General features: G+C 70.9%; 18 protein-coding genes and 1 pseudogene. 5 read left to right on the forward strand and 14 right to left on the reverse strand.

Annotated features, from left to right (window positions below):
- Window positions 1-27 precede the first annotated feature (27 nt).
- Entirely contained in the window at window positions 28-1,323 is a 1,296-nt protein-coding gene (purD, locus tag EYQ95_RS19515; RefSeq protein WP_132329577.1) for a phosphoribosylamine--glycine ligase, read from the reverse strand.
- A gap of 101 nt (window positions 1,324-1,424) precedes the next feature.
- Here purD and EYQ95_RS19520 point away from each other — a divergent pair, with 101 nt between their 5' ends.
- Window positions 1,425-2,867 carry a sodium:alanine symporter family protein gene (locus EYQ95_RS19520; protein ID WP_132329580.1) on the forward strand — a complete coding sequence of 481 codons (1,443 nt, stop codon included), beginning with the start codon at window positions 1,425-1,427 and terminating at the stop codon, window positions 2,865-2,867.
- A 64-nt stretch (window positions 2,868-2,931) separates the two neighbouring features.
- Here the strand turns inward: EYQ95_RS19520 and purH are convergent, their stop codons facing one another.
- The 12 genes from purH to EYQ95_RS19580 all read right to left on the reverse strand — a co-directional run bounded on the left by purH (window position 2,932) and on the right by EYQ95_RS19580 (window position 15,298).
- Window positions 2,932-4,530: a bifunctional phosphoribosylaminoimidazolecarboxamide formyltransferase/IMP cyclohydrolase gene (gene purH / locus EYQ95_RS19525; protein ID WP_132329582.1), complete on the reverse strand. Its 1,599-nt coding sequence runs from the start codon at window positions 4,528-4,530 to the stop codon at window positions 2,932-2,934.
- Between the two features lie 147 nt (window positions 4,531-4,677).
- A complete protein-coding gene (fis, locus tag EYQ95_RS19530; RefSeq protein ID WP_165924795.1) occupies window positions 4,678-4,950 on the reverse strand; it encodes a DNA-binding transcriptional regulator Fis in 273 nt (90 codons plus the stop codon).
- A gap of 67 nt (window positions 4,951-5,017) precedes the next feature.
- Window positions 5,018-5,857: a DUF3426 domain-containing protein gene (locus tag EYQ95_RS19535; RefSeq protein ID WP_243699991.1), complete on the reverse strand. Its 840-nt coding sequence runs from the start codon at window positions 5,855-5,857 to the stop codon at window positions 5,018-5,020.
- Between the two features lie 132 nt (window positions 5,858-5,989).
- A complete protein-coding gene (prmA, locus tag EYQ95_RS19540) occupies window positions 5,990-6,907 on the reverse strand; it encodes a 50S ribosomal protein L11 methyltransferase (protein ID WP_132329587.1) in 918 nt (305 codons plus the stop codon).
- A 16-nt stretch (window positions 6,908-6,923) separates the two neighbouring features.
- Window positions 6,924-8,291 carry an acetyl-CoA carboxylase biotin carboxylase subunit gene (gene accC, locus EYQ95_RS19545; RefSeq protein WP_132329589.1) on the reverse strand — a complete coding sequence of 456 codons (1,368 nt, stop codon included), beginning with the start codon at window positions 8,289-8,291 and terminating at the stop codon, window positions 6,924-6,926.
- 7 nt (window positions 8,292-8,298) lie between these two features.
- Entirely contained in the window at window positions 8,299-8,778 is a 480-nt protein-coding gene (accB, locus tag EYQ95_RS19550; RefSeq protein ID WP_132329591.1) for an acetyl-CoA carboxylase biotin carboxyl carrier protein, read from the reverse strand.
- Between the two features lie 56 nt (window positions 8,779-8,834).
- On the reverse strand, window positions 8,835-9,302 hold the full coding sequence (gene aroQ / locus EYQ95_RS19555; protein ID WP_132329593.1) for a type II 3-dehydroquinate dehydratase: 468 nt from the start codon (window positions 9,300-9,302) through the stop codon (window positions 8,835-8,837).
- A gap of 97 nt (window positions 9,303-9,399) precedes the next feature.
- Window positions 9,400-10,002, reverse strand: a complete 603-nt coding sequence (locus tag EYQ95_RS19560; RefSeq protein WP_132329595.1) for a TlpA disulfide reductase family protein — start codon at window positions 10,000-10,002, stop codon at window positions 9,400-9,402.
- Window positions 9,999-12,347 carry a protein-disulfide reductase DsbD gene (locus EYQ95_RS19565; protein ID WP_132329598.1) on the reverse strand — a complete coding sequence of 783 codons (2,349 nt, stop codon included), beginning with the start codon at window positions 12,345-12,347 and terminating at the stop codon, window positions 9,999-10,001. Before EYQ95_RS19565 ends, EYQ95_RS19560 begins: the two co-directional genes overlap by 4 nt.
- Window positions 12,340-12,663 carry a divalent-cation tolerance protein CutA gene (gene cutA, locus EYQ95_RS19570; RefSeq protein ID WP_132329601.1) on the reverse strand — a complete coding sequence of 108 codons (324 nt, stop codon included), beginning with the start codon at window positions 12,661-12,663 and terminating at the stop codon, window positions 12,340-12,342. Before cutA ends, EYQ95_RS19565 begins: the two co-directional genes overlap by 8 nt.
- A 365-nt stretch (window positions 12,664-13,028) precedes the next feature.
- Window positions 13,029-14,777, reverse strand: a complete 1,749-nt coding sequence (locus EYQ95_RS19575) for an endonuclease (protein ID WP_132329603.1) — start codon at window positions 14,775-14,777, stop codon at window positions 13,029-13,031.
- A 119-nt stretch (window positions 14,778-14,896) separates the two neighbouring features.
- Window positions 14,897-15,298 carry a helix-turn-helix transcriptional regulator gene (locus tag EYQ95_RS19580; protein WP_132329605.1) on the reverse strand — a complete coding sequence of 134 codons (402 nt, stop codon included), beginning with the start codon at window positions 15,296-15,298 and terminating at the stop codon, window positions 14,897-14,899.
- A gap of 534 nt (window positions 15,299-15,832) precedes the next feature.
- Here EYQ95_RS19580 and groES point away from each other — a divergent pair.
- Entirely contained in the window at window positions 15,833-16,120 is a 288-nt protein-coding gene (groES, locus tag EYQ95_RS19585) for a co-chaperone GroES (protein WP_132329607.1), read from the forward strand.
- Between the two features lie 134 nt (window positions 16,121-16,254).
- Window positions 16,255-17,892, forward strand: coding sequence for a chaperonin GroEL (gene groL / locus EYQ95_RS19590; RefSeq protein WP_132329609.1), 1,638 nt, complete (start codon window positions 16,255-16,257; stop codon window positions 17,890-17,892).
- Window positions 17,893-18,210: 318 nt separating this feature from the next.
- On the opposite strand, the gene EYQ95_RS19595 is transcribed toward groL, so the two are convergent.
- Window positions 18,211-18,591 carry a transposase gene (locus EYQ95_RS19595; RefSeq protein WP_343142671.1) on the reverse strand — a complete coding sequence of 127 codons (381 nt, stop codon included), beginning with the start codon at window positions 18,589-18,591 and terminating at the stop codon, window positions 18,211-18,213.
- Between EYQ95_RS19595 and EYQ95_RS19600 the strand changes: the two genes are divergently transcribed.
- Both EYQ95_RS19600 and EYQ95_RS19605 read left to right on the forward strand, forming a co-directional pair.
- A complete protein-coding gene (locus EYQ95_RS19600; RefSeq protein WP_132329611.1) occupies window positions 18,555-20,135 on the forward strand; it encodes a DUF389 domain-containing protein in 1,581 nt (526 codons plus the stop codon). The two genes, EYQ95_RS19595 and EYQ95_RS19600, sit on opposite strands and share 37 nt — an antisense overlap.
- A 97-nt stretch (window positions 20,136-20,232) precedes the next feature.
- Window positions 20,233-20,399: pseudogene (locus EYQ95_RS19605) on the forward strand (transposase zinc-binding domain-containing protein); the annotation flags it as partial.

Below are 20,399 nucleotides of genomic sequence, written 5' to 3' on the forward strand. Positions count from 1 at the left end.
GGCGTCCGGCGCGTGCGCTCGCGACGCTCAGCCGCGCGCGGCGCGCTCGCGCTCGATCGCGCGCCAGCCGATGTCGTGGCGGTGGAACTCGCCGTCCCAGCTGATGCCGGCGACCAGCGCGTAGGCGCGCTGCTGGGCCTGCTCGACCGTGTCGCCCAGCGCGCAGGCGCAGAGCACGCGGCCGCCCGCGGTTTCCACGTGGCCGCCCACGAGGCGGGTGCCGGCGTGGAAGACCTTGGTGCCCGGCTCCTCCGGCACGTCCCACTCGCTGATCACGTCGCCGGTGCGCGGCGTGTCGGGGTAGTTCGCCGCGGCCATCACCACGCCCAGCGAGGCGCGCGCGTCCCAGTCGGCCTGCACGCCCGCCAGGCGGCGGTCGACCGCGGCCTCCACCAGGTCCACCAGGTCGCTCGCAAGGCGCAGCATCACCGGCTGCGTTTCCGGGTCGCCGAAGCGCACGTTGAACTCGATGACCTTCGGCGCGCCGCTGGCGTCGATCATCAGGCCCGCGTAGAGGAAGCCGGTGAAGGGCACGCCGTCGGCCGCCATGCCGCGCACGGTGGGCTCCACCACCTCGCGCATGATCCGCTCGTGCACTTCGGGCGTGACCACTGGCGCGGGCGAGTAGGCGCCCATGCCGCCGGTGTTGGGGCCGGTGTCGCCGTCGCCCACGCGCTTGTGGTCCTGGCTGGTGGCCATGGGCAGCGCGGTGCGGCCGTCCACCATCGAGATGAAGCTGGCCTCCTCGCCTTCGAGGAACTCCTCGATCACCACGCGCGAGCCCGCTTCGCCGAACGCGTTGCCGGCGAGCATGTCGCGCACGGCGGCCTCGGCCTCCTCGAGCGTCATGGCGACGATCACGCCCTTACCGGCGGCCAGGCCGTCGGCCTTGATGACGATGGGCGCGCCCTTGTCGCGCACGTGCGCCAGCGCGGCGTCGACATCGGTATGCACGGCGTAGTGCGCGGTGGGAATGCCGTGGCGGGCGAGGAAGTCCTTGGCGAAGGCCTTGCTGCCCTCCAGCTGCGCGGCCTCGGCGGTGGGGCCGAAGATGCGCTGGCCGGCCTCGCGGAAGCGGTCGACGATGCCCGCGACCAGCGGCGCCTCGGGGCCGACCACAGTGAGGTCGACGCCTTCGAGCTCCACCAGGTTGAGCAGCGCGTCGATGTCGGTGGCGCGGATGTCGACGTTGCGGCAGCCGGCCTCGCGCGCGGTGCCGGCGTTGCCGGGGGCGACCAGCACCTCGTCCACGCGCGGGGACTGCGCGAGCTTCCAGGCCAGCGCGTGCTCGCGGCCGCCGGAGCCGATGACGAGGATCTTCATGCCGGAATTCCATGCCGAAAGAAGCATGGAATCTTACGGGACCGCCTCGCCGTGATCGACCGGCTGCTAGCATCGCCGCCCCCTTCGACCGCGAGACGGGCATGGCCCTGCCGATCATCGACGCCGTGCTGGGGCCGCCCGTCGGCCTCGTCAATTCGGTGCTGTGGAACTACGTGCTCACCTACGGCCTGCTGGCGGTGGGCCTGTGGTTCACCCTGCGCCTGCGCGGCATCCAGCTGCGGCGCTTCCCGCACATGCTGGGGCTGGTGACGCGCGGCACGCATGGCGACAGCAGCGGCATCTCGCCCTTCCAGGCGCTGGCCACCAGCCTGGCGGCACGCGTGGGCACCGGCAACCTCGCCGGCGTGGCGATCGCGCTGTCCGTGGGCGGCGCCGGCGCGCTGTTCTGGATGTGGTGCACCGCCGTGCTGGGCATGGCGACGGCCTATGCCGAGAGCTCGCTGGCCCAGCTGTACAAGGTGCGCGACGACGCGGGGCAGTACCGCGGCGGGCCGGCCTACTACATCGAGCGCGGCCTGCGCATGCGCTGGCTGGGCATCGCCTTCGCGCTGTCGCTGCTGCTCAGCTACGGCGCGATCTTCTCCAGCGTGCACGCCAACGCGATCGCGCAGTCGGCCGGTGCGGCCTTCGGCCTGGGGCAGGGCACCATCGCGGTGGCGCTGGTGGTGCTGACGGCCGCGATCATCTTCGGCGGCCTGCGCTCGGTCGCCCGCTTCTCCGAATGGGTGGTGCCGGTGATGGCGCTGGGCTACCTCGCGCTCGCCGCCTGGGTGGTGCTCACGAACCTCGACCGCGTTCCGGGCGTGCTGGCGCTGGTGCTGCGCGGTGCGTTCGGGCTGGACGCCGCGGCCGGCGGCGCGCTGGGCGCGCTGACGGCGGCGATGCTGCAGGGCGTCAAGCGCGGCCTCTACTCCAACGAGGCGGGCATGGGCAGCGCGCCCAACATCGCCGCGGCGGCCACGCCGGTGCCGCACCATCCGGCCAGCCAGGGGCTGGTGCAGTCGCTGGGCGTGTTCATCGACACCCTGCTGGTCTGCAGCGCGACCGGCTTCGTCATCCTGCTGGCCGGCGTGCCGCTGGACGCGGCCGACGGCGTGCTGCTCACCCAGCGCGCCATGACCGTGTTCTTCGGCGATGCCGGCAGCGTGTTCGTGGCCATCGCGCTGTTCTTCTTCGCCTTCACCACCATCCTCGGCAACTATTCCTACGCCGAGAACAACCTGCTCTACCTCGGCGGCGGTCGCCGCGGCCTGCTGGTGCTGCGGCTGGTCACGCTGGCGGTGGTGGCCTGGGGCGTGTACTCGAAGGTGCAGGTGGTCTGGGACGCGGCGGATGCCTCGATGGCCATCATGTCGACCATCAACCTCGTGGCCATCCTGCTGCTGTCGGGCGTGGTCGTGCGGCTCACGCGCGACTACGACGCACAGCTGCGCGCCGGCCGCAGGCCGGAGTTCCGCATCGCCGAGCATGCGGAGATCGCGGATGGCGTCGACGCGGAGATCTGGCTGGAGCGGCGCGGCTGACACGCACCGTCGCTCCAATGCGAAACGCCACCGTCTCCGGTGGCGTTTTCGCGGGCGGCGGTGCTCAGTGCCGGAAGTGACGAATGCCGGTGAACACCATCGCGATGCCGTGCTCGTCGGCGGCGGCGATCACTTCGCTGTCGCGCATTGAGCCACCGGGCTGGATCACGGCCTTGATGCCGGCTTCGGCCGCGGCGTCGATGCCGTCGCGGAAGGGGAAGAAGGCGTCGCTGGCCATCACCGAGCCGGGGACCACGAGGCCCGCGTCGGTGGCCTTGATGCCGGCGATGCGCGCCGAGTACACGCGGCTCATCTGCCCGGCGCCCACGCCGATCGTGCGCGAGTCTTTCGCGTAGACGATCGCGTTGGACTTCACGAACTTGGCCACGCGCCAGGCGAACAGCAGGTCGGCCAGCTGCGTCTCGGTCGGGGCGAGCTTCGTGACCACCTTCAGCTCGTCGCGGCCGACCTCGCGGTTGTCCGCGGTCTGCATCAGCAGCCCGGAGCCCACGCGCTTGACGTCGATGATGTTGCGACCGTCGCCCGGCGGGATGCGCAGCACGCGCACGTTGGCCTTCTTCCTGGCATAGGCCAGCGCGTCGTCTTCGTAGTCCGGCGCGATCAGCACCTCGACGAACTGGCGGTCGAGGATGGTCTTCATCGTCGCGGCGTCGACCGCGCGGTTGAAGGCGATGATGCCGCCGAAGGCGGAGGTCGGATCGGTGGCGTAGGCGAGCTCGTAGGCCGTGGCCACGTCCGCCGCTTCGGCCACGCCGCAGGGATTGGCGTGCTTGACGATCACGCACGCGGTGGCGTCGAACTGGCGCACGCATTCCCAGGCCGCATCGGCGTCAGCGAGGTTGTTGTAGCTGAGCTCCTTGCCCTGCAGCTGGGTGAACGTGGCCAGCGTGCCGGGCACCGGATACAGGTCGCGGTAGAACGCGCCCTGCTGGTGCGGGTTCTCGCCGTAGCGCAGGTCCATCACCTTGACGAAGCTGCCGTTGGCCTGCCGCGGGAACAGCGTGCGCGAGGCGACGTCGTCGTCGCCGACCTCGAGGATCGACGAGAGGTAATCGCTGATGCAGGCGTCGTACTGTGCGACGCGGTTGAACGCGGCAACCGCCAGCGAAAAGCGCGTCGCGCCCGACAGCGCGCCGTCGTTCGCGTCGAGCTCGGCGACGATCGCGTCGTACTGCGCGGGCTCGGTGGCCACCGCCACGCGCGCGAAGTTCTTCGCGGCCGAACGCAGCATGGCCGGGCCGCCGATGTCGATGTTCTCGACGATCTCGGCCATCGGGGCGCGCGGGTCGGCGGAAACCTTCTCGAACGGATAGAGATTGAGCACGAGCAGGTCGATGGCGCCGATGCCGTGGTCGGCCATGACCGCATCGTCCACGCCCGCGCGGCCCAGCAGCCCGCCGTGCACGACCGGGTGCAGCGTCTTGACCCGGCCGTCCATCATTTCCGGGAAGCCGGTGAGCTCGCTGACGTCGCGCACCGCCAGCCCCGCCTCGCGCAGCGCCTTCGCGGTGCCGCCGGTGGACACCAGCTCCACGCCATGGCGCACGAGCGCCTGCGCCAGCGGCACCAGGCCGGTCTTGTCGGAGACGGACAGCAGGGCGCGGCGAAGCTTCACCGACGGGCCGTTGGGGGCAGCAGTCATGGCGGGAGGGATGCGGGGAGGAAGCCGCGAATTATAGCGGCGGGCCTTCGCCGGCCCGACCGGATGCATCGCGCGCCGACACGCGTGGCACGCGACGCGCGCCGGCTGCGCAGCGGCCGGTTCCCGCCGGCCATTCCGCACGGCGGGCTACGCCAGGCCGTACTCGCGCAGCTTCTTGCGCAGCGTGGCGCGGTGGATGCCGAGCATCTGCGCCGCACGGCTCTGGTTGCCGTCGCAGTGGCGCAGGACCTCGACGAACAGCGGGATCTCCAGCTCGCGCAGGGCGATCTCGTACAGGCCTTCGGCATCGCAGCCGTCCAGGTCGCCCAGGAACCTCCGGATCGACACGGCCACGTGCTCACGCAGCGGCGTGCGGGTGGACGGGTCGGCTTCCTCGTGGGGCAGGACGGCGGCGTTCACGGGCGGTGCGGACGTACTGCGGGGGATGGAGTCTAGACGGCGGTCGTCGCGGGGGCGGCCGCGACGCTCAGCGCAGCTGGAAATCGAACGAGACCACCCGCGGCGAGGGCTCGCGTACGTCGAAGGCGACATCGACGCTGTCTCCGGGTTCGACGAGTGCATCCGAGCGGCTACCGTAGTCAGGCGGCGACACGGCGCGCGCGGCGAGCACGCGGCCGTCGATGTCCGACAGGCTCAGCACCAGCACCGGCAGCGGCTGCGGCCAGCGCGCGCCGTTGCGCAGGCTCGCGGTGACGTGCAGCACACCGGGGCGGCCGGGATGCGGGCGGACGTTGCGCGCGAGCATCACGTAGGCGCGTGGCTCGCGCCAGGCCGGTACGTCGCAGCCGAGCGCACCGCAGGTGGCGATCAGCAGCGGGCGCCAGCGCGCATCCTGCGCCAGTTCCACACGCTGCGAGAGCAGCAGCTGGAGGGCGAGCAGCAGCGCCAGCAGCGGCAGGGCGAGCGCCCAGGGCCAGCGGCGGCCACGCGGCGGCGCGGCGCGTGGGCGGCCTGCGACGAAGCTCGGCGTGGGCTCTGCGACCTGCGCATCGGTCGTGTCGGTCGCGGCGTCGGGCTGCGCGGCGGATGCCCGCGTCGCCGGGGTGGCCTGCGCCTGTGCACCCGCCCCGCGCGGCAACGGAGCGTGCGCGGCCGCCGCAGGCATCGGCGTCGGCGGCTGCATGGCATTCGCATCGGCATCGTGACCGGCAGCGCGCCGCTCCGCGTCCTGCACCGGCACGTCCGCGGCAGGCGGGGCGACGCATTCGACCTGCATCGCGCTGCCACAGCGCGGGCAACGCTGGCTGGCCTCGCGCCCGGCGATGAGCGCCACCAGGAAACCGCAGTTCGGGCAGGGCTTGAACATGGCGCTATTCAAGCACGCGGCCCGCCGCGGGCCGGGCGATGGCATGCATACCGCAGCACGACGCTGCGCGCGGAAATGTTCGGAACATGCGGCCCATGGCGCCCCCTCGCCGTCGACCGGAAGATGCGAATGCTAACGGCGTCGGCCGCTCACGCGCACCCAGTCGTCCTGCCGCGCGACCTCGATCGCGTCCAGTGCATCGGCATACGCGGCGATGACCTCGTCCTCCTGGCCCGCCAGGATGCCCGACATGGCCAGGCGCGCGCCCGGCGCGCAGCGCGCGAGGATGGTGTCGCGCAACTCGACCAGCGCGGAGGCGAGGATGTTGGCGACCACGACGGGATAGGTCGCCGCCGGCTCGTCCTGCGGGAGATACACCGAGAGGCGCTCGCCGACGCCGTTGCGCTGTGCGTTGTCGAGCGTGGCGGTCACGGCCTGCGGGTCGTTGTCGACGCCCACCGCCCGCGCCGCACCCAGCCTGAGCGCGGCCAGCGCGAGGATGCCGGAGCCGCAGCCGAAGTCGAGCACGGTGGCATCGTGCAGCGCGCCTTCGGCGGCGAGCGTGTCGAGCCATTCCAGGCACAGCGCGGTCGTGGGATGCGTGCCGCTGCCGAAGGCCAGGCCGGGGTCGAGCCGCACGACCGCCGCGTCGGGCGCATCGGCGCCTTCGGGCAGCTCGTGGTTCCAGGGCACGATCCAGGTGCGCGCGCCGAAGCGCAGCGGCGCGTACTGGTCCATCCAGGCGCGCTCCCAGTCCTGGTCCTCGACCTCGCGGAATTCCGCGCGCGACCAGTCGAGCCCTTCGTCCGCGGCGGCGAGGGCATGCAGCCGGGCCTCGCGCGGGGTGCCGGCCTCGAACAGCGCGGTCAGCACCATCTCGTTCCACAACGGGGTCTCGCCGACGCCGGGCTCGAAGATGGCCTGCTCGTCGGGCGCGTCGGCATGCGCGTCCACCAGGGTGACGGCCAGCGCGCCGACGTCCTCCAGCGCGCGCTCGTAGCGCGGCTGCAGGGCCTCGGTGCAGGGGAGGGTGAGTTCGAGGAAAGGCATGGCCTGCGCGATGCGATCAACCGATCGCGATCGCCTTCTCCTTCTGTTCCTTCAGGCGCTTTTCCAGGTAGTGGATGTTCTGGCCGCCCTGCTGGAAGCCGGCGTCGGACAGGATGCGCTGCTGCAGCGGGATGTTGGTCTTGATGCCGTCGACGACCATCTCGTTGAGCGCCACGCGCATGCGCGCGATCGCGATCTCGCGGGTGGGGCCGTGCACGATGAGCTTGCCGATCATCGAGTCGTAGTTCGGCGGGACCTTGTAGCCTTCGTAGATGTGGCTGTCGACGCGCACGCCGGGCCCGCCCGGCGCGTGGAAGTGCTGGATCAGGCCGGGGCAGGGCATGAACGTGTCCGGATCCTCGGCATTGATGCGGCACTCGATGGCGTGGCCGGTCAGCATCACGTCCTCCTGCCGGATGCGCAGCTTCTCGCCGGCGGCGATGCGCAGCTGTTCGGTGACCAGGTCGAACCCGGTCACCATCTCGGTCACCGGATGCTCCACCTGGATGCGGGTGTTCATCTCGATGAAGTAGAAGCGCCCGTTCTCGAACAGGAACTCGAACGTGCCGGCGCCGCGGTAGCCGATGCGGATGCAGGCCTCGACGCAGACCTTGCCGATCTCCGCGCGCAGCTCGGGCGTGATGCCCGGCGCCGGCGCTTCCTCGACCACCTTCTGGTGGCGGCGTTGCATCGAGCAGTCGCGCTCGCCCAGGTGGATGGCATTGCCCTGGCCGTCGGCCAGCACCTGGATCTCCACGTGGCGCGGGTTCTCCAGGAACTTCTCCATGTAGACCATGTCGTTGCCGAACGCGGCCTTGGCTTCCTGCTTGGTGGTCTGGATCGCCGCGACCAGCGCGGCCTCGGTGTGCACCACGCGCATGCCGCGGCCACCGCCGCCGCCGGCTGCTTTCACGATGACCGGATAGCCGATATCGCGGGCGATCTTCACGTTCTCGGCCGGGTCGTCGCCCAGCGGGCCACCGCTGCCGGGCACGCAGGGCACGCCCGCGGCCTTCATCGCGCGGATGGCTTCCACCTTGTCGCCCATCAGGCGGATGGTGTCGGCCTTCGGGCCGATGAAGACGAAGCCCGACTGCTCCACGCGCTCGGCGAAGTCGGCGTTCTCGGAAAGGAAACCGTAGCCGGGGTGGATGGCCTGCGCATCGGTCACCTCAGCGGCGGCGATGATCTGCGCCATGTTGAGGTAGCTCTGCGCGCTCGGCGCCGGGCCGATGCAGACGGACTCGTCCGCCATCGCGACGTGCTTGAGGTTGCGGTCGACGGTGGAGTGCACCGCCACCGTGCGGATGCCGAGCGCATGGCAGGCGCGCAGGATGCGCAGCGCGATTTCGCCGCGGTTGGCGATCACCACTTTGTCCAGCATGGCGACCTCAGCCGATGACGAAGAGGGGCTGATCGAACTCGATCGGCTGGCCGTTCTCGACCAGCACCTTGAGCACGGTGCCGGAGACGTCGGCTTCGATCGGGTTGAACATCTTCATGGCCTCGATGATGGCCAGGGTGTCGCCGGCCTTGACCTGCTGGCCAACGGTGACGAACGCGGGCTTGTCCGGGCTGGGCGAGGCGTAGAAGGTGCCGACCATCGGGGCGCGGACGACGTGGCCGTCGGGCAGGTCGCCGCCGGCCTTCGCACTGCCGCCGGTGGCGGCCTCGGTCGGGCCCTGCATCGGCATCGCGCGGGGTGCCTGCGGGGCGGCGTGCTGCATGGGCTGCGGCGCGTAGGCGATCTCCACCGGGCGGGAGGTGGTCCGCGCCAGGCGCACGGTTTCCTCGCCTTCCTTGATCTCGATCTCCGAGAGGTTGCTCGCCTCGAGCAGGTCGATCAGCTTCTTGATTTTCCGCAGGTCCATGTCGGGCCTCGTGTGTGGATTTCGTCGGGATCGCCACGCATCGCGCGGCGAAGGTGTCAGGAACGGTTCGCCTGCGCGGCGGCGCGCTTGTCCAGCCAGACCAGCGCGGCCTCCATCGCGAAGCGGTAGCTGTCGGCGCCGAAGCCTGCGATCACGCCCATGGCCAGGTCGCTGAAGTAGCTGTGCTTGCGGAAGGGCTCGCGGGCGTGCGGGTTCGACAGGTGCACCTCGATGAAGGGCAGGTCGACCGCGGCGATGGCGTCGCGCAGGGCCACGCTGGTATGCGTGAAGCCGGCGGGGTTGATGAGGATGAACGCGGTGCCGTCGCTGCGCGCGGCGTGCAGGCGCTCGATCAGCTCGTGCTCGGCATTGGACTGCAGCGACTCCAGCGTGTGGCCATGCGATTCGGCATCGAGCCGGAGGGCCCGGTCGATCGCCGCCAGCGTGGTGCGCCCGTAGATGTCGGGCTCCCGCTCGCCCAGGAGGTTGAGGTTGGGGCCGTGCAGGACCAGCAGTTTCGCCATGGCAGCCTCACCCCTGGAACGTCGGAGGCGGGAGTCTGCGCCCATGCGTGAAGGGTGTCCAGACGTTCGCTGCCGTATCGCCGACGTTGGACGAAATTCAATCGCCCGTTGGGTGGGCTGCCGCGCGTGCCGCCCAGGCGTCGAGGTCGCCCTGCTCCAGCGGGCCCACCCACTGCTCGAGGATGCGCCCGTCCGCGCCCACCAGCAGGCTGAAGGGCAGCACGCCGCGCGGATTTCCCAGGCGCACGCCGGCATCGGCCTTGCCGGGCACGTCGACCAGGCTGGTGTAGCCGATCCCGTGGCGCGACATGAAGTCGCGCACGGCCGCGGCATCGTCGAGCGCGATGCCGACCACTTGCACGCCGTTGGGCGCCTGGGCGCGGTGGAAGGCGTCCAGCATCGGCATTTCCTTGACGCAGGGCCCGCACCAGGTCGCCCAGACGTTCACCAGTGCCGGGCGGCCGGCGGTGAGGCGGGTGAGCTCGACGCGCCGCCCGGCCGCGTCCGGCAGGGTGAGCGCCGGCAGCGCCTCGCCCTCGCGTGCCACCGCCACCGGCGGCACGACGCCGTCCTTGGGCTGCTTGAGGGCGTGCTGCACCGGCGCGGTGCGGGCCAGCCAGCTCCGGTCCACGCGCAGGCTCGCCGCCACGCCCAGCGCACCGGCGGCGACGGCGGCAAGAAGGATCCAGCGCGTCTTCATCGCGCCGCCTCGCGCAGCGCATCGCGCACCAGCGCGGGCGTGAGCACCGTGGGCAGCACGCGCGGCCTGCCGCCATCGCGCGGGTAGACGACGTAGAGCGGGACGCCCACGGCGCCGTGTTCCTGCAGGAAGGCGGTGATCGCCGGATCGACGTCGGTCCAGTCGCCCTTCATGTAGACCGCGTCCGCGTCGGCGAGCATGCGGCGGAACTCGTCGCCGCCCAGCACCGTCTTCTCGTTGGCCTTGCAGGTCACGCACCAGTCGGCCGTCATGTTGACGAACACCACGCGCCCGGCGGCGCGGAGGTCGCGCAGGCGCTCGGCGGAATAGACGACGTGCGAGGCCTCCGCCGACGCGGTGCGCGCTTGCGGCGCCTGCGGTCGCGGCAGCCGGTGGATGGCCTGCGCGGAGAAGGCCAGCGCCGCGCCGGCGACCAGCAATGCCGGAAGCGTCCACAGGCGCCGGCGCTCCTGCGCACGGCGCCCGGCCCAGGCCGCGAAGGCCACGGCGACCAGCGCCACCAGCGCCCAGGCGATGGCATCGGCGCCGCGCTGGCGGCCGAGCACCCACAGCAGCCAGGCGGCGGTGAGATACAGCGGGAAGGCCAGCGCCTGCTTGAGCGTCTCCATCCAGGCGCCCGGCCGGGGCAGGCGCTGCGCCAGTGCCGGCACGAGGCCGATGAGCACGAAGGGCAGGGCCAGGCCCAGGCCGAGCATCGCGAACACCGCCAGCGCCAGGGGGGCGGGCGCGAGGAAGGCCCAGGCCAGGGCCGCGCCCATGAAGGGCGCGGTGCAGGGCGTGGCCCCGACCACGGCCAGCACCCCGGTGAAGAAGTCGCCCGCCAGGCCGTCGCGCTGGGTCAGCGAGTGCCCCATGCCGATCCAGCGCCCGCCCAGCTGCCATAGGCCCGAGAGGTTCAGGCCCAGCGCGAACATCACCAGCGCCAGCGCCGTGACCACCAGCGGCTGCTGGAGCTGGAAGCCCCAGCCCAGCGCGAGCCCGGTTTCCCGCAGCCCCAGCGCGGCCGCGCCTAGGGCGAGGAAGCTCACCAGCACGCCGGCGGTGTAACCCAGGGCATGGCGACGCGCCGCGCCGGGCGTGCCGCTCTCGGCCAGCGACAGCGCCTTCAGCGAGAGTACGGGCAGCACGCAGGGCATGAGGTTGAGCACCAGGCCGCCCAGCAGGGCCAGCAGCAGCGCCGAGCCGATGCCGGCTGCGCCGGGGACCCGCGACGGCGCGGTGGCCGGCAGGTCCGATGCCGTGACGCCCTGTGCCGACGTGGCCAACGTGGCCAACGTGGCCGACGTGGCCGGCGACGGCGCCGCCGTCGCGCCCGCGGGTGCGTCGCCGTCCGGCGTGGTGGCGGGCACGGGCAGTGCGGCCGGCGGCGCGTCAGGCACCGCGCGGGTCTCGACCGGCGCCTGCACGGACACGGTGCCGGCGGGCAGGGCGACCTCGACGGTGCGGGTCATGGGGGGATAGCAGATGCCGCCGGTCTGGCAGCCCTGCAGCGTGGCGGTCAGGCGCAGCGTGGCCGGGCCGGCTTCGCGGCGGATCACCGGCAGCGGCACGTCGACCGGGTCGAAGTACACGCGCACGTTGCCGAAGTGCTCGTCGCGATATGCGCGCGCCGGCGGCCAGCGTGGCGCGCCCAGCGCGAAGCCGCGGGCGCGGGCGCCGGCGTCCAGGCGCACGGAAGTGCGGTCGCGATAGAGGTAGTAGCCCTTGGCCGGGGTGAAGCGCAGCAGGATGGTGTTGCCGTCGCGGGCGATGGCCTCGAAGCCGAAGGCGCGTTCCGGCGGCAGCGGCAAGGCCTGGCCGCCGGGCGCGGCGTCGAAGATCCCGCCACCGCCGACACCCGCGGCGGCGCGTGCGAAGGGGTCGGGCGATGCCGGCGCCGCCGAGGGCAGTGCCACCGTCAGCTTGCGGGTCTGCGGCGGGTAGCAGATGCCCACGTCCGCGCAGCCCTGGTACTTCACGGTGAGCACCGTGCGCGCCGCGCGCGGCGTGCCGGGCAGCATCGCCACCAGTTCGCCGCGGTAGGTTTCCACCGGGCCGAAGAACTCGTCCGTATGCGCCTTGCCCTTGGGCAGGCGCAGGGCGCCCGCATCGAAGCCGGCGTCGGCCTGCGCCGAGGTGCGGTGCCGGTAGAGGTAATAGCCATCGGCGATGGCCCAGCGCAGCTCGATGCCTTCGGCGGTGGCGCGCGTGCTCAGCGCGAAGGCCTCGTCGACCGGCAGCAGGTCATCCACGCCCGCGGCCGCGGCGGGCAGGGCGGTGAAGGCGAGCGCGAGGGTGGCGAGCGCGGCACGCGCGCGGCGCAGGAAACGCGGGAAGTCAGGCATCGGCACGGCTCTGGGCATGGATCCAGTCGAGGTAGGCGGGCAGCCCGCCGCGGGCTTCGACCGCGATCAGCTCCGGCAGTTCATACGGATGCAGGGCGCGTACGGCGTCGATCACCTCGTCCAGGCGATCGTCGGCGGTCTTGATGAGCAGCAGCACTTCCTGCGCGTGCTCGACGCGGCCTTCCCAGGCATAGGTCGAGCGCACGCCCGGAAGCTGCTGCACGCAGGCGGCCAGCCGCGCCTCGACCAGCGCGATGGCGATGTGCGAAGCGACGCCCGCGTCGGGGCAGGTGCAATGGACGATGAGCGCGGACATCGGCCGATTCTACCGGGGCGCCCACGCCGGCAGCTTTCGTGGTGGCGGCGCCGGCGCCGGCGGGCGTCACGGGGCCCGTCCGTCACCGTCACTCGGGAGGGCGCGGATCGGTGGGCGTTGCCCTCGCCCTTTGCCGCCCCGCCAGGACCTGCGCGTAGCGCAGCGTCCATGGGCTCGCGCAGCTGCCGCGATGGCCTGCTGCGTGGTGGTTGCAAGGGCGACACCGTCCCCGGTGGGCTGCGTCATCCCCGCGAACGCGGGGATGCATGGGCTCGCCGTCGCCCGCCGGTGCTCCCGGGATTTCGCCCGCAGGTCCGTGGAAAGGCGCCTGCGCGGGAGCGAGGCGCCTTCCCGGCCTGGCGGCATCAGTTGAGCTGGCAGGTTGCCGGCCTGGCCGAGGTGAACAGCGCCGCGGTCGCCCATTCCGGGTGGTCGACGAAGGGGTTGCGGTTGCCCTGGAACTGCGCCACGACCTCGTGGCGATCGCGTTCCAGCGCGTCCGGCGGGTCGGCCTGGTGCCAGGCGAGCAGCGTCGACAGCAGGCCCATGTAGGCCGGCGAGGCGGAGGTGATGACGATCTTCGAGCGGTCGTCGGTCATCTCCAGATCCGGCTCGCTCTGGCCGCGGGCGTCCTTGCCGCCCTCGTAGCGGATCGCCATGTACAGCACGGCGCGTGCGATGTCGCCGCGGCGGCGTCCCCATACCTGGAAGGAGCCGGCGTTGCCGTCCGGTCCCTTCACCCAGTTCGAGTTGCCCGGGTACAGGCCGCTGCCGCCGCCCGCGCCGGCATTGGCCTCGGTGGCGCGCTCGCCGCAACCGCCCGACAGCGTGCAGTCGGCATAGGGCTTGTTGCCGCGGTCGGCGTTGTAGGTGGTGTCGGACAGGTACAGCATGTGCAGGTCGGTATAGGGCGCGTTCGGGTAGCCCAGATCGCCCGTGGCCGAGCCGAAGCCCAGCGAGTTGGGCCAGGTGTGCTCGCGGTTGTAGGTCAGGCCCGTGCCGGTGCCCGCGCGCTCGCTGCCCTTGAGGTAGCTGCGGTTGCGGTAGACGTCGAGGATGCGCGTGCCGGAGGCCGGATCCTCGTCGGCGATCTCCAGGACGTCCCACGTGTCCGTGGTGCTGGCGCTGTAGGGATACACGGTGTGGTTGCGGATCGTGGCGTGCAGCGAGCAGCGCAGCTGGCTGGCGCTGGAGGTGTTGACCTTCGACCAGTAGCCGCTGGTGGCGCTGGCGACGGTGAAGCTCGCCGTCGTGTTCGACACCGGCCGCGCACCGCCCGCGTCGGTGATGCCGGCGGCGTTGACCGTCAGCGTGCAGGTCTCGCCGCCGCGCAGCACGGTGGTCTTGGTCAGCGCGAAGCTGGTGCCGCTGGACGCATGCGAGAGGGCGACCGCGCCGGACTGGCTGCACTGCAGCGCGAACGCGCCGGCGCTGGCGGTCACGGCCTCGCTGAAGCTCACGGCGAGGTCGCTGGCGCCCGGCACGTTGGTCGCGCCGTTCGCCGGGGTGGTGGAGGTCACCTGCGGCGGCGTGTTCGGTGCGCCGAAGGTCTGCCCCCGGTTGCAGGTGCCGAAGGTTTGCGTCGCCGACGCGTTCCAGGTGAAGTTCGCGTACCCCGTGCCGGTGCCGCCGAGCTGCAGCGAGGTGCCGGCGGGGGTGGTGCCCGACTCGGCCACCGGCAGGTTCTGGCTGGTGCGCCCCGACGCCGGGCCGCCGGAACCGGTGATCGCGCCCTCGTAGCTGACGAACTGCACCAGCTGGCCGCTGGCATTGACCAGCGCGATGCCGTCGGAGGGGCCGTTCTGGATGCCGTTGCTCGGGTAACTGACTACCGCGATGCGCACCTGCGCGCCGCAGGTCACCAGCGAGCCGGTGGGCACGGGGTCGTTGTCGTAGGCCACGGCGGCCGACGGCGTCGAGCCGTTGTACAGGTACACCCGGTAGCCGCTGAGGCTTTCGCCCGCCGTGGCGACGATCTCGATGCGCTCGCCGACATCCCCGGTGGAGGTGTCGTCGTCGTAGTGGATCTCGTTGATGAAGACCGCGGCCGGCGCGACCGCCGGGAGGGCAAGCAGTGCGGCGAGGACGAGGGGACGACGGGTACGCGGGTGCATCGGCAGTTCCGGCCGTGGGGACCGCGGGATGCTAGCGCCGCTTGATGACGTTTCCAGGTCGGGCCGACGGGCGGTGGCCGGTATCGATGCCTTTCCCCGTTTGACGCCTAACGGACGACTCAGCCCAGTGCCCGCCGACCGCGCGAGCGCCCGAGCCGGAGTTCGGCCATCTGCTCCATCAGTTCGACCAGCGGTGCGCGGCTGCGGGCCGGCAGCGTCCGGAAGGCGGTGAGCAGGCGCATCTCGAAGGCGTCGTCCACCAGGGTGGCGTCGGCGGCGGCCACGGTGTCGAGGGCGTCCTCGGGCGAGAGCGCCATGCGCCCGCGGCCGGTCGCCAGCCACTCGAACTGCACGCCGGTGAAGGTGGCGACGCGGCGCAGGTTGGCCATGCTCGGGGACTTGCCCTCGATCGCCTCCCAGTGGCTGACGGCGCTGCGCTGTACGCCCACCGCGGCGGCCAGGGCGGACTGCGAGAGCCCGGCATGACGGCGGGCCAGGCGGATACGCTGCTGTGCAGTCATGTCGGAAAGTGACGCATCGTGTCAGGTTGAGGCTCGGGGTTACGGGAAGTATCCACGTTACCGATAACTACGTCACCTTGTCCGAAACCGGTAGCGCCGCCGCCATTGAATACGTAGTCATTCCGGGATTTCGTGACGGAATGGCCGATACGCTACCGTCAGTCACCGGCAGGGGCCTGCCCGGTGTCTAGGCAGGGTGACGTTCAGTGCCCACAATCGCCCCACGTCGACAGGAAGTCGATCGGACATGGGGTCAGGTTCCAGGAGAGGCGCGCTGGACGGCGCGAGCTCGGATAGCCATCTCCGCAACCAGGGGGCGTGCTTCTTCGGGGCACGCCCTTTTTTTCGTGTCCGGTCCGGCGAAATTTTTTGTTGAACGCCCCTTGAAAGCCCGTGCGGGCATCCCATATCCCGCCCCGTCCGCGATGCGGGCCCGTCGCGCCCCGGGTTTGGCACTCGGACCAAGCGACTGCTAAAAGTTCCCGTCTTTCGCTTCAATTTCAACCACTTACAACCCTGCTCGGAGGCTCGTGCATGAACATCAAGCCGCTCTACGACCGCGTGGTCATCAAGCGCATGGAAGAAGAAAAGGTCTCGGCCGGTGGCATCGTGATCCCGGACTCCGCGACCGAGAAGCCGATCAAGGGCGAGGTCATCGCGGTCGGCGAGGGCAAGCACCTCGACAACGGTTCCGTGCGCGCCCCCAAGGTCAAGGTCGGCGACAAGGTGCTCTTCGGCAAGTACAGCGGCACGGAAGTGAAGCTGGACGGCACCGAGTACCTGGTGGTGAAGGAAGACGACATCTTCGCGGTCCTCGCTTAAGCGAGAACCGCGCGGGATTCGTGATTCGGGATTCGGGATTCGTGGAAGCCATGCGCTCTCGTCCCGCCCGCACGAACCCCGCCTTTGATCTGACGAATCCCTAATCCCGAATCCCTAATCCCGAGGTTTCAACAATGGCTGCCAAGGAAATCCGCTTCGGCGAAGACGCGCGCACCAAGATGCTGCGCGGCGTGAACGTGCTCGCTAACGCCGTCAAGGCCACGCTCGGCCCGAAGGGCCGCAACGTCGTGCTCGAGAAGAGCTTCGGCGCCCCGACGATCACCAAGGACGGCGTGTCCGTCGCCAAGGAGATCGAGCTCGCCGACAAGTTCGAGAACATGGGCGCGCAGATGGTCAAGGAAGTCGCGTCCAAGACTTCCGACAACGCCGGTGACGGCACCACCACCGCCACCGTGCTCGCGCAGGCGCTGATCCGCGAGGGCATGAAGGCGGTCGCCGCCGGCATGAACCCGATGGACCTCAAGCGCGGCATCGACAAGGCGGTCACCGCCGCCGTCGAGGAGCTGAAGAAGATCTCCAAGCCGTCGTCCACGAGCAAGGAAATCGCCCAGGTCGGCGCGATCTCGGCCAACTCCGACACCAACATCGGCGACCTCATCGCGCAGGCGATGGACAAGGTCGGCAAGGAAGGCGTGATCACCGTCGAGGACGGCTCGGGCCTGGAGAACGAGCTCGACGTGGTCGAGGGCATGCAGTTCGACCGCGGCTACCTCTCGCCGTACTTCATCAACAACCAGCAGTCCATGCAGGCCGAACTGGACGACCCGTTCATCCTGCTCCACGACAAGAAGATCTCGAACGTGCGCGACCTGCTGCCCGTGCTCGAGGGCGTGGCCAAGGCCGGCAAGCCGCTGCTGATCATCGCCGAGGAAGTCGAGGGCGAGGCGCTCGCGACGCTCGTCGTCAACACGCTGCGCGGCATCGTCAAGGTCTGCGCGGTCAAGGCGCCGGGCTTCGGTGACCGTCGCAAGGCGATGCTGGAAGACATGGCCATCCTCACGGGCGGCACCGTGATCTCCGAGGAAGTCGGCCTGCAGCTCGAGAAGGCCACGATCAAGGACCTCGGCCGCGCCAAGAAGGTGCAGGTCTCGAAGGAGAACACCACGATCATCGACGGCGCCGGCGACACCGCCGCCATCGAGGGTCGCATCAAGCAGATCAAGGCGCAGATCGAGGAGACCAGCTCCGACTACGACCGCGAGAAGCTGCAGGAGCGCGTCGCCAAGCTCGCCGGCGGCGTGGCGGTGATCAAGGTCGGCGCCGCGACGGAAGTCGAGATGAAGGAGAAGAAGGCGCGCGTGGAAGATGCGCTGCACGCGACCCGCGCTGCGGTCGAGGAAGGCATCGTGCCGGGCGGCGGCGTCGCCCTGCTGCGCGCCAAGGCCGCGATCCGCGACCTCAAGGGTGCGAACGAGGACCAGAACCACGGCATCGCCATCGCCCTGCGTGCGATGGAGGCCCCGCTGCGCGAGATCGTGACCAATGCCGGCGAGGAGCCGTCGGTCATCCTCAACCGCGTCATGGAAGGCCAGGGCGCGTTCGGCTACAACGCCGCCACCGGCGAGTACGTCGACATGCTCGAGGCCGGCATCCTCGACCCGACCAAGGTCACGCGTACCGCGCTGCAGAACGCCGCGTCGATCGCCGGCCTGATGATCACGACCGAGGCGATGGTCGGCGAGCTGCCGAAGAAGGAAGAGGCGGCCGGTGCCCCGGCGGGCATGGGCGGCATGGGCGGCATGGATTTCTAAGCCCCGCGATCCATCAAGCAAGACCACAAAGCCCGGCCTCGTGCCGGGCTTTGTACGTTCTGGCGTCCGAGGCGGGAGACTTCCTACCCGCCCCGCGGCAATGTCTGACGCGAAGATCAGAAAACGCCGATATGAACGCGTGCTCGCGGGCGCAACCCTGAGCAGCCGTCCCTGCAACGGAGCGCTGCGTGCCGCGCCTGACCGCACCCCGGCGGCAGGCCGAGGTGTGCGCGCCACTGCCGGCCGCCCACGCCGCTGCGCGTTACGCGCGCCACCTGCCCGAGCGCACGCTGCTGTACGCGCTAGGGCCTGTTAACACTATCGCAACGATTCGACGATCAGTGCGAAGTGGATGAAGGCCGCGAACATGACGTCGAGCTTGTCGAAGCGGCTGAAGATGCGGCGGAACCCTTTCAGACGGCGGAACAGGCGCTCGATTTCGTTGCGGCGCGTGTAGATCTCGGTGTTGTACGCCCATGGCTGGGCCCGCAGCGGATGCGGGGGCACGACCGGATCCAGGCCCAGATCCAGCGCGAGCTGCCGGGTTTCATTGCCCTCGTAGGCGCGATCCATGACCAGATGGCGCCACGCGCTGGCCGGGATGTCGCGCGCCGCCTGAGCCACCCGCTGACCGCGGACAGGCGGCCGGCTATGCTCCGCGGATGAAAACCAACCTCGACCTCGGCAGCCCGGCCGCATGGCTGCGCTGGGCCCGGCAATGGCGCCAGAACCAACTTGTCGCCACCTGCGACCGCGTCGCGGTGCTGGACCATGTCCACGAAGGCGGCGAACTCGCGCCGCGCTACGCCTTCATGATCGTGATGTCCTGCGGCATCGCCACCCTCGGCCTGCTGCAGAATTCCGCCGCCGTGATCATCGGCGCGATGCTCATCTCGCCGCTGATGGGCCCGATCATCGGCCTGGGCATGGGCCTGGCCACCTTCGACCTGCGCAGCATCCGCGAGGCGTTGACGACCCTGCTGGCCGGCGTCGGCCTGGCGCTGGCCATCTCGGTCCTGATCGTGTGGATGTCGCCGCTCAAGGCCGCCACCAGTGAAATCCTGGCGCGCACCGAGCCGACCTTCTTCGACCTGCTGGTGGCGGTGTTTTCCGGCCTGGCCGGCGCCTATGCCACGGTGACCCGCAAGGGCGAGACGATCGTCGGCGTGGCCATTGCCACTGCCTTGATGCCGCCGCTGGCGGTGGTCGGCTACGGCATCGCGGTGGCGAACTGGAACGTCGCCGGCGGTGCCGCCTTCCTGTTCATGACCAACCTGGTGGCGATCGCGTTGTCGGTCACCATCGTCGCCAGGCTGTACGGCTTCGGCGGCTCGGACAGCCCCAAGCAAACCGCGTGGCAGGCGGGCCTGATCATCGCCAGCTTCCTGTTGCTGTCGGTCCCGCTGGGCCTGGCGCTGAAGCGCATCGCCCTGCAGTCGCAGACCGAGCTGATCGTGCGGTCCACCCTGGACGCGAAGGCGCAGGAATTCTCCGGGCGCATCACCGGGCTGCGGGTGGATTCCAGCGGCGAGGGCGTCGCGGTGGAAGCGGTGGTGCTGATGCCCAAGCATGTCGCCGCCATGGATGCGCAGCTGCAGCAGGCGCTCGCCGAGAAGCTCGGGCGGCCGGTCACGGTGCGCATGCAGGAAGTGCTGACCGCCGACGATGCGAGTTTCGCCCAGCAGCAGGGCACGCTGGCCGAACTGCGGCGCAGCGTGAGCGCGCTGCAGGATGCGGAAAGCGTGCGCGCGCAGAAGCAGCAGGCAGCGCAGGCGCAGCAGGCGCGGGTCACCGCGGCCTTGTTGCCCTACCTCGGCCGCCTGCAGCGCGCGACCAGTGGACCCGGGTGGGAACTGTGGCTGGCGGCCGACGCGCGGGTGCCGCTGGCCCGGGCGCAGCGGATCGAGCGCGAGATCGAGGCCGCGCGCCAGGAAGGCGACGACCCGCTGCGGGTGGTGCCGGCCCTGCAGGGCCTGCCGTCGATCGCACTCGGCCCCGCGACCGACGACGCCATCGGCCCCGATCCCGCGCAGCAGGCGGCGCTGGAGGCCCAGGCCTGGGCGCTGCAGCGCTGGCGGGCGACGCGCGTGGACGTCGTCCTCGCCGGCGTCGACGACGCCCGCGCGGATGCGTGGGAACAGGCGCTGCGCAGCGTCCTCTCGGCGCGCGGCATCGCCATCGGCGAAGTGGAACGCCGCCGCGGCGGCGAACCCATGGTCGAGCTGCGCCTGCCGGCGCCTTGAGGGATCAGACGGCGGGCGCGCCGGCGGGCGGCTGGGCGGCACCGGCGGTGAGGTCGATGCCCGCCAGTGCCTCGCCGGGCGCCAGTGACAGTAAGCGGAGGGCCGCCCGCTGCCCGAGTATGTGCGCGAGGAGTTCGAGACCTACCTGCGCTGCGGCGTGCTCGAGCACGGCTTCCTGCGCGTGGTCTGCGAGCACTGTCGTGCCGAGAGGCTGGTGGCGTATTCCTGCAAGAAGCGCGGGCTGTGCCCGAGCTGCGGCGCGCG

The sequence above is a fragment of the Lysobacter sp. N42 genome (genome assembly GCF_004344885.1).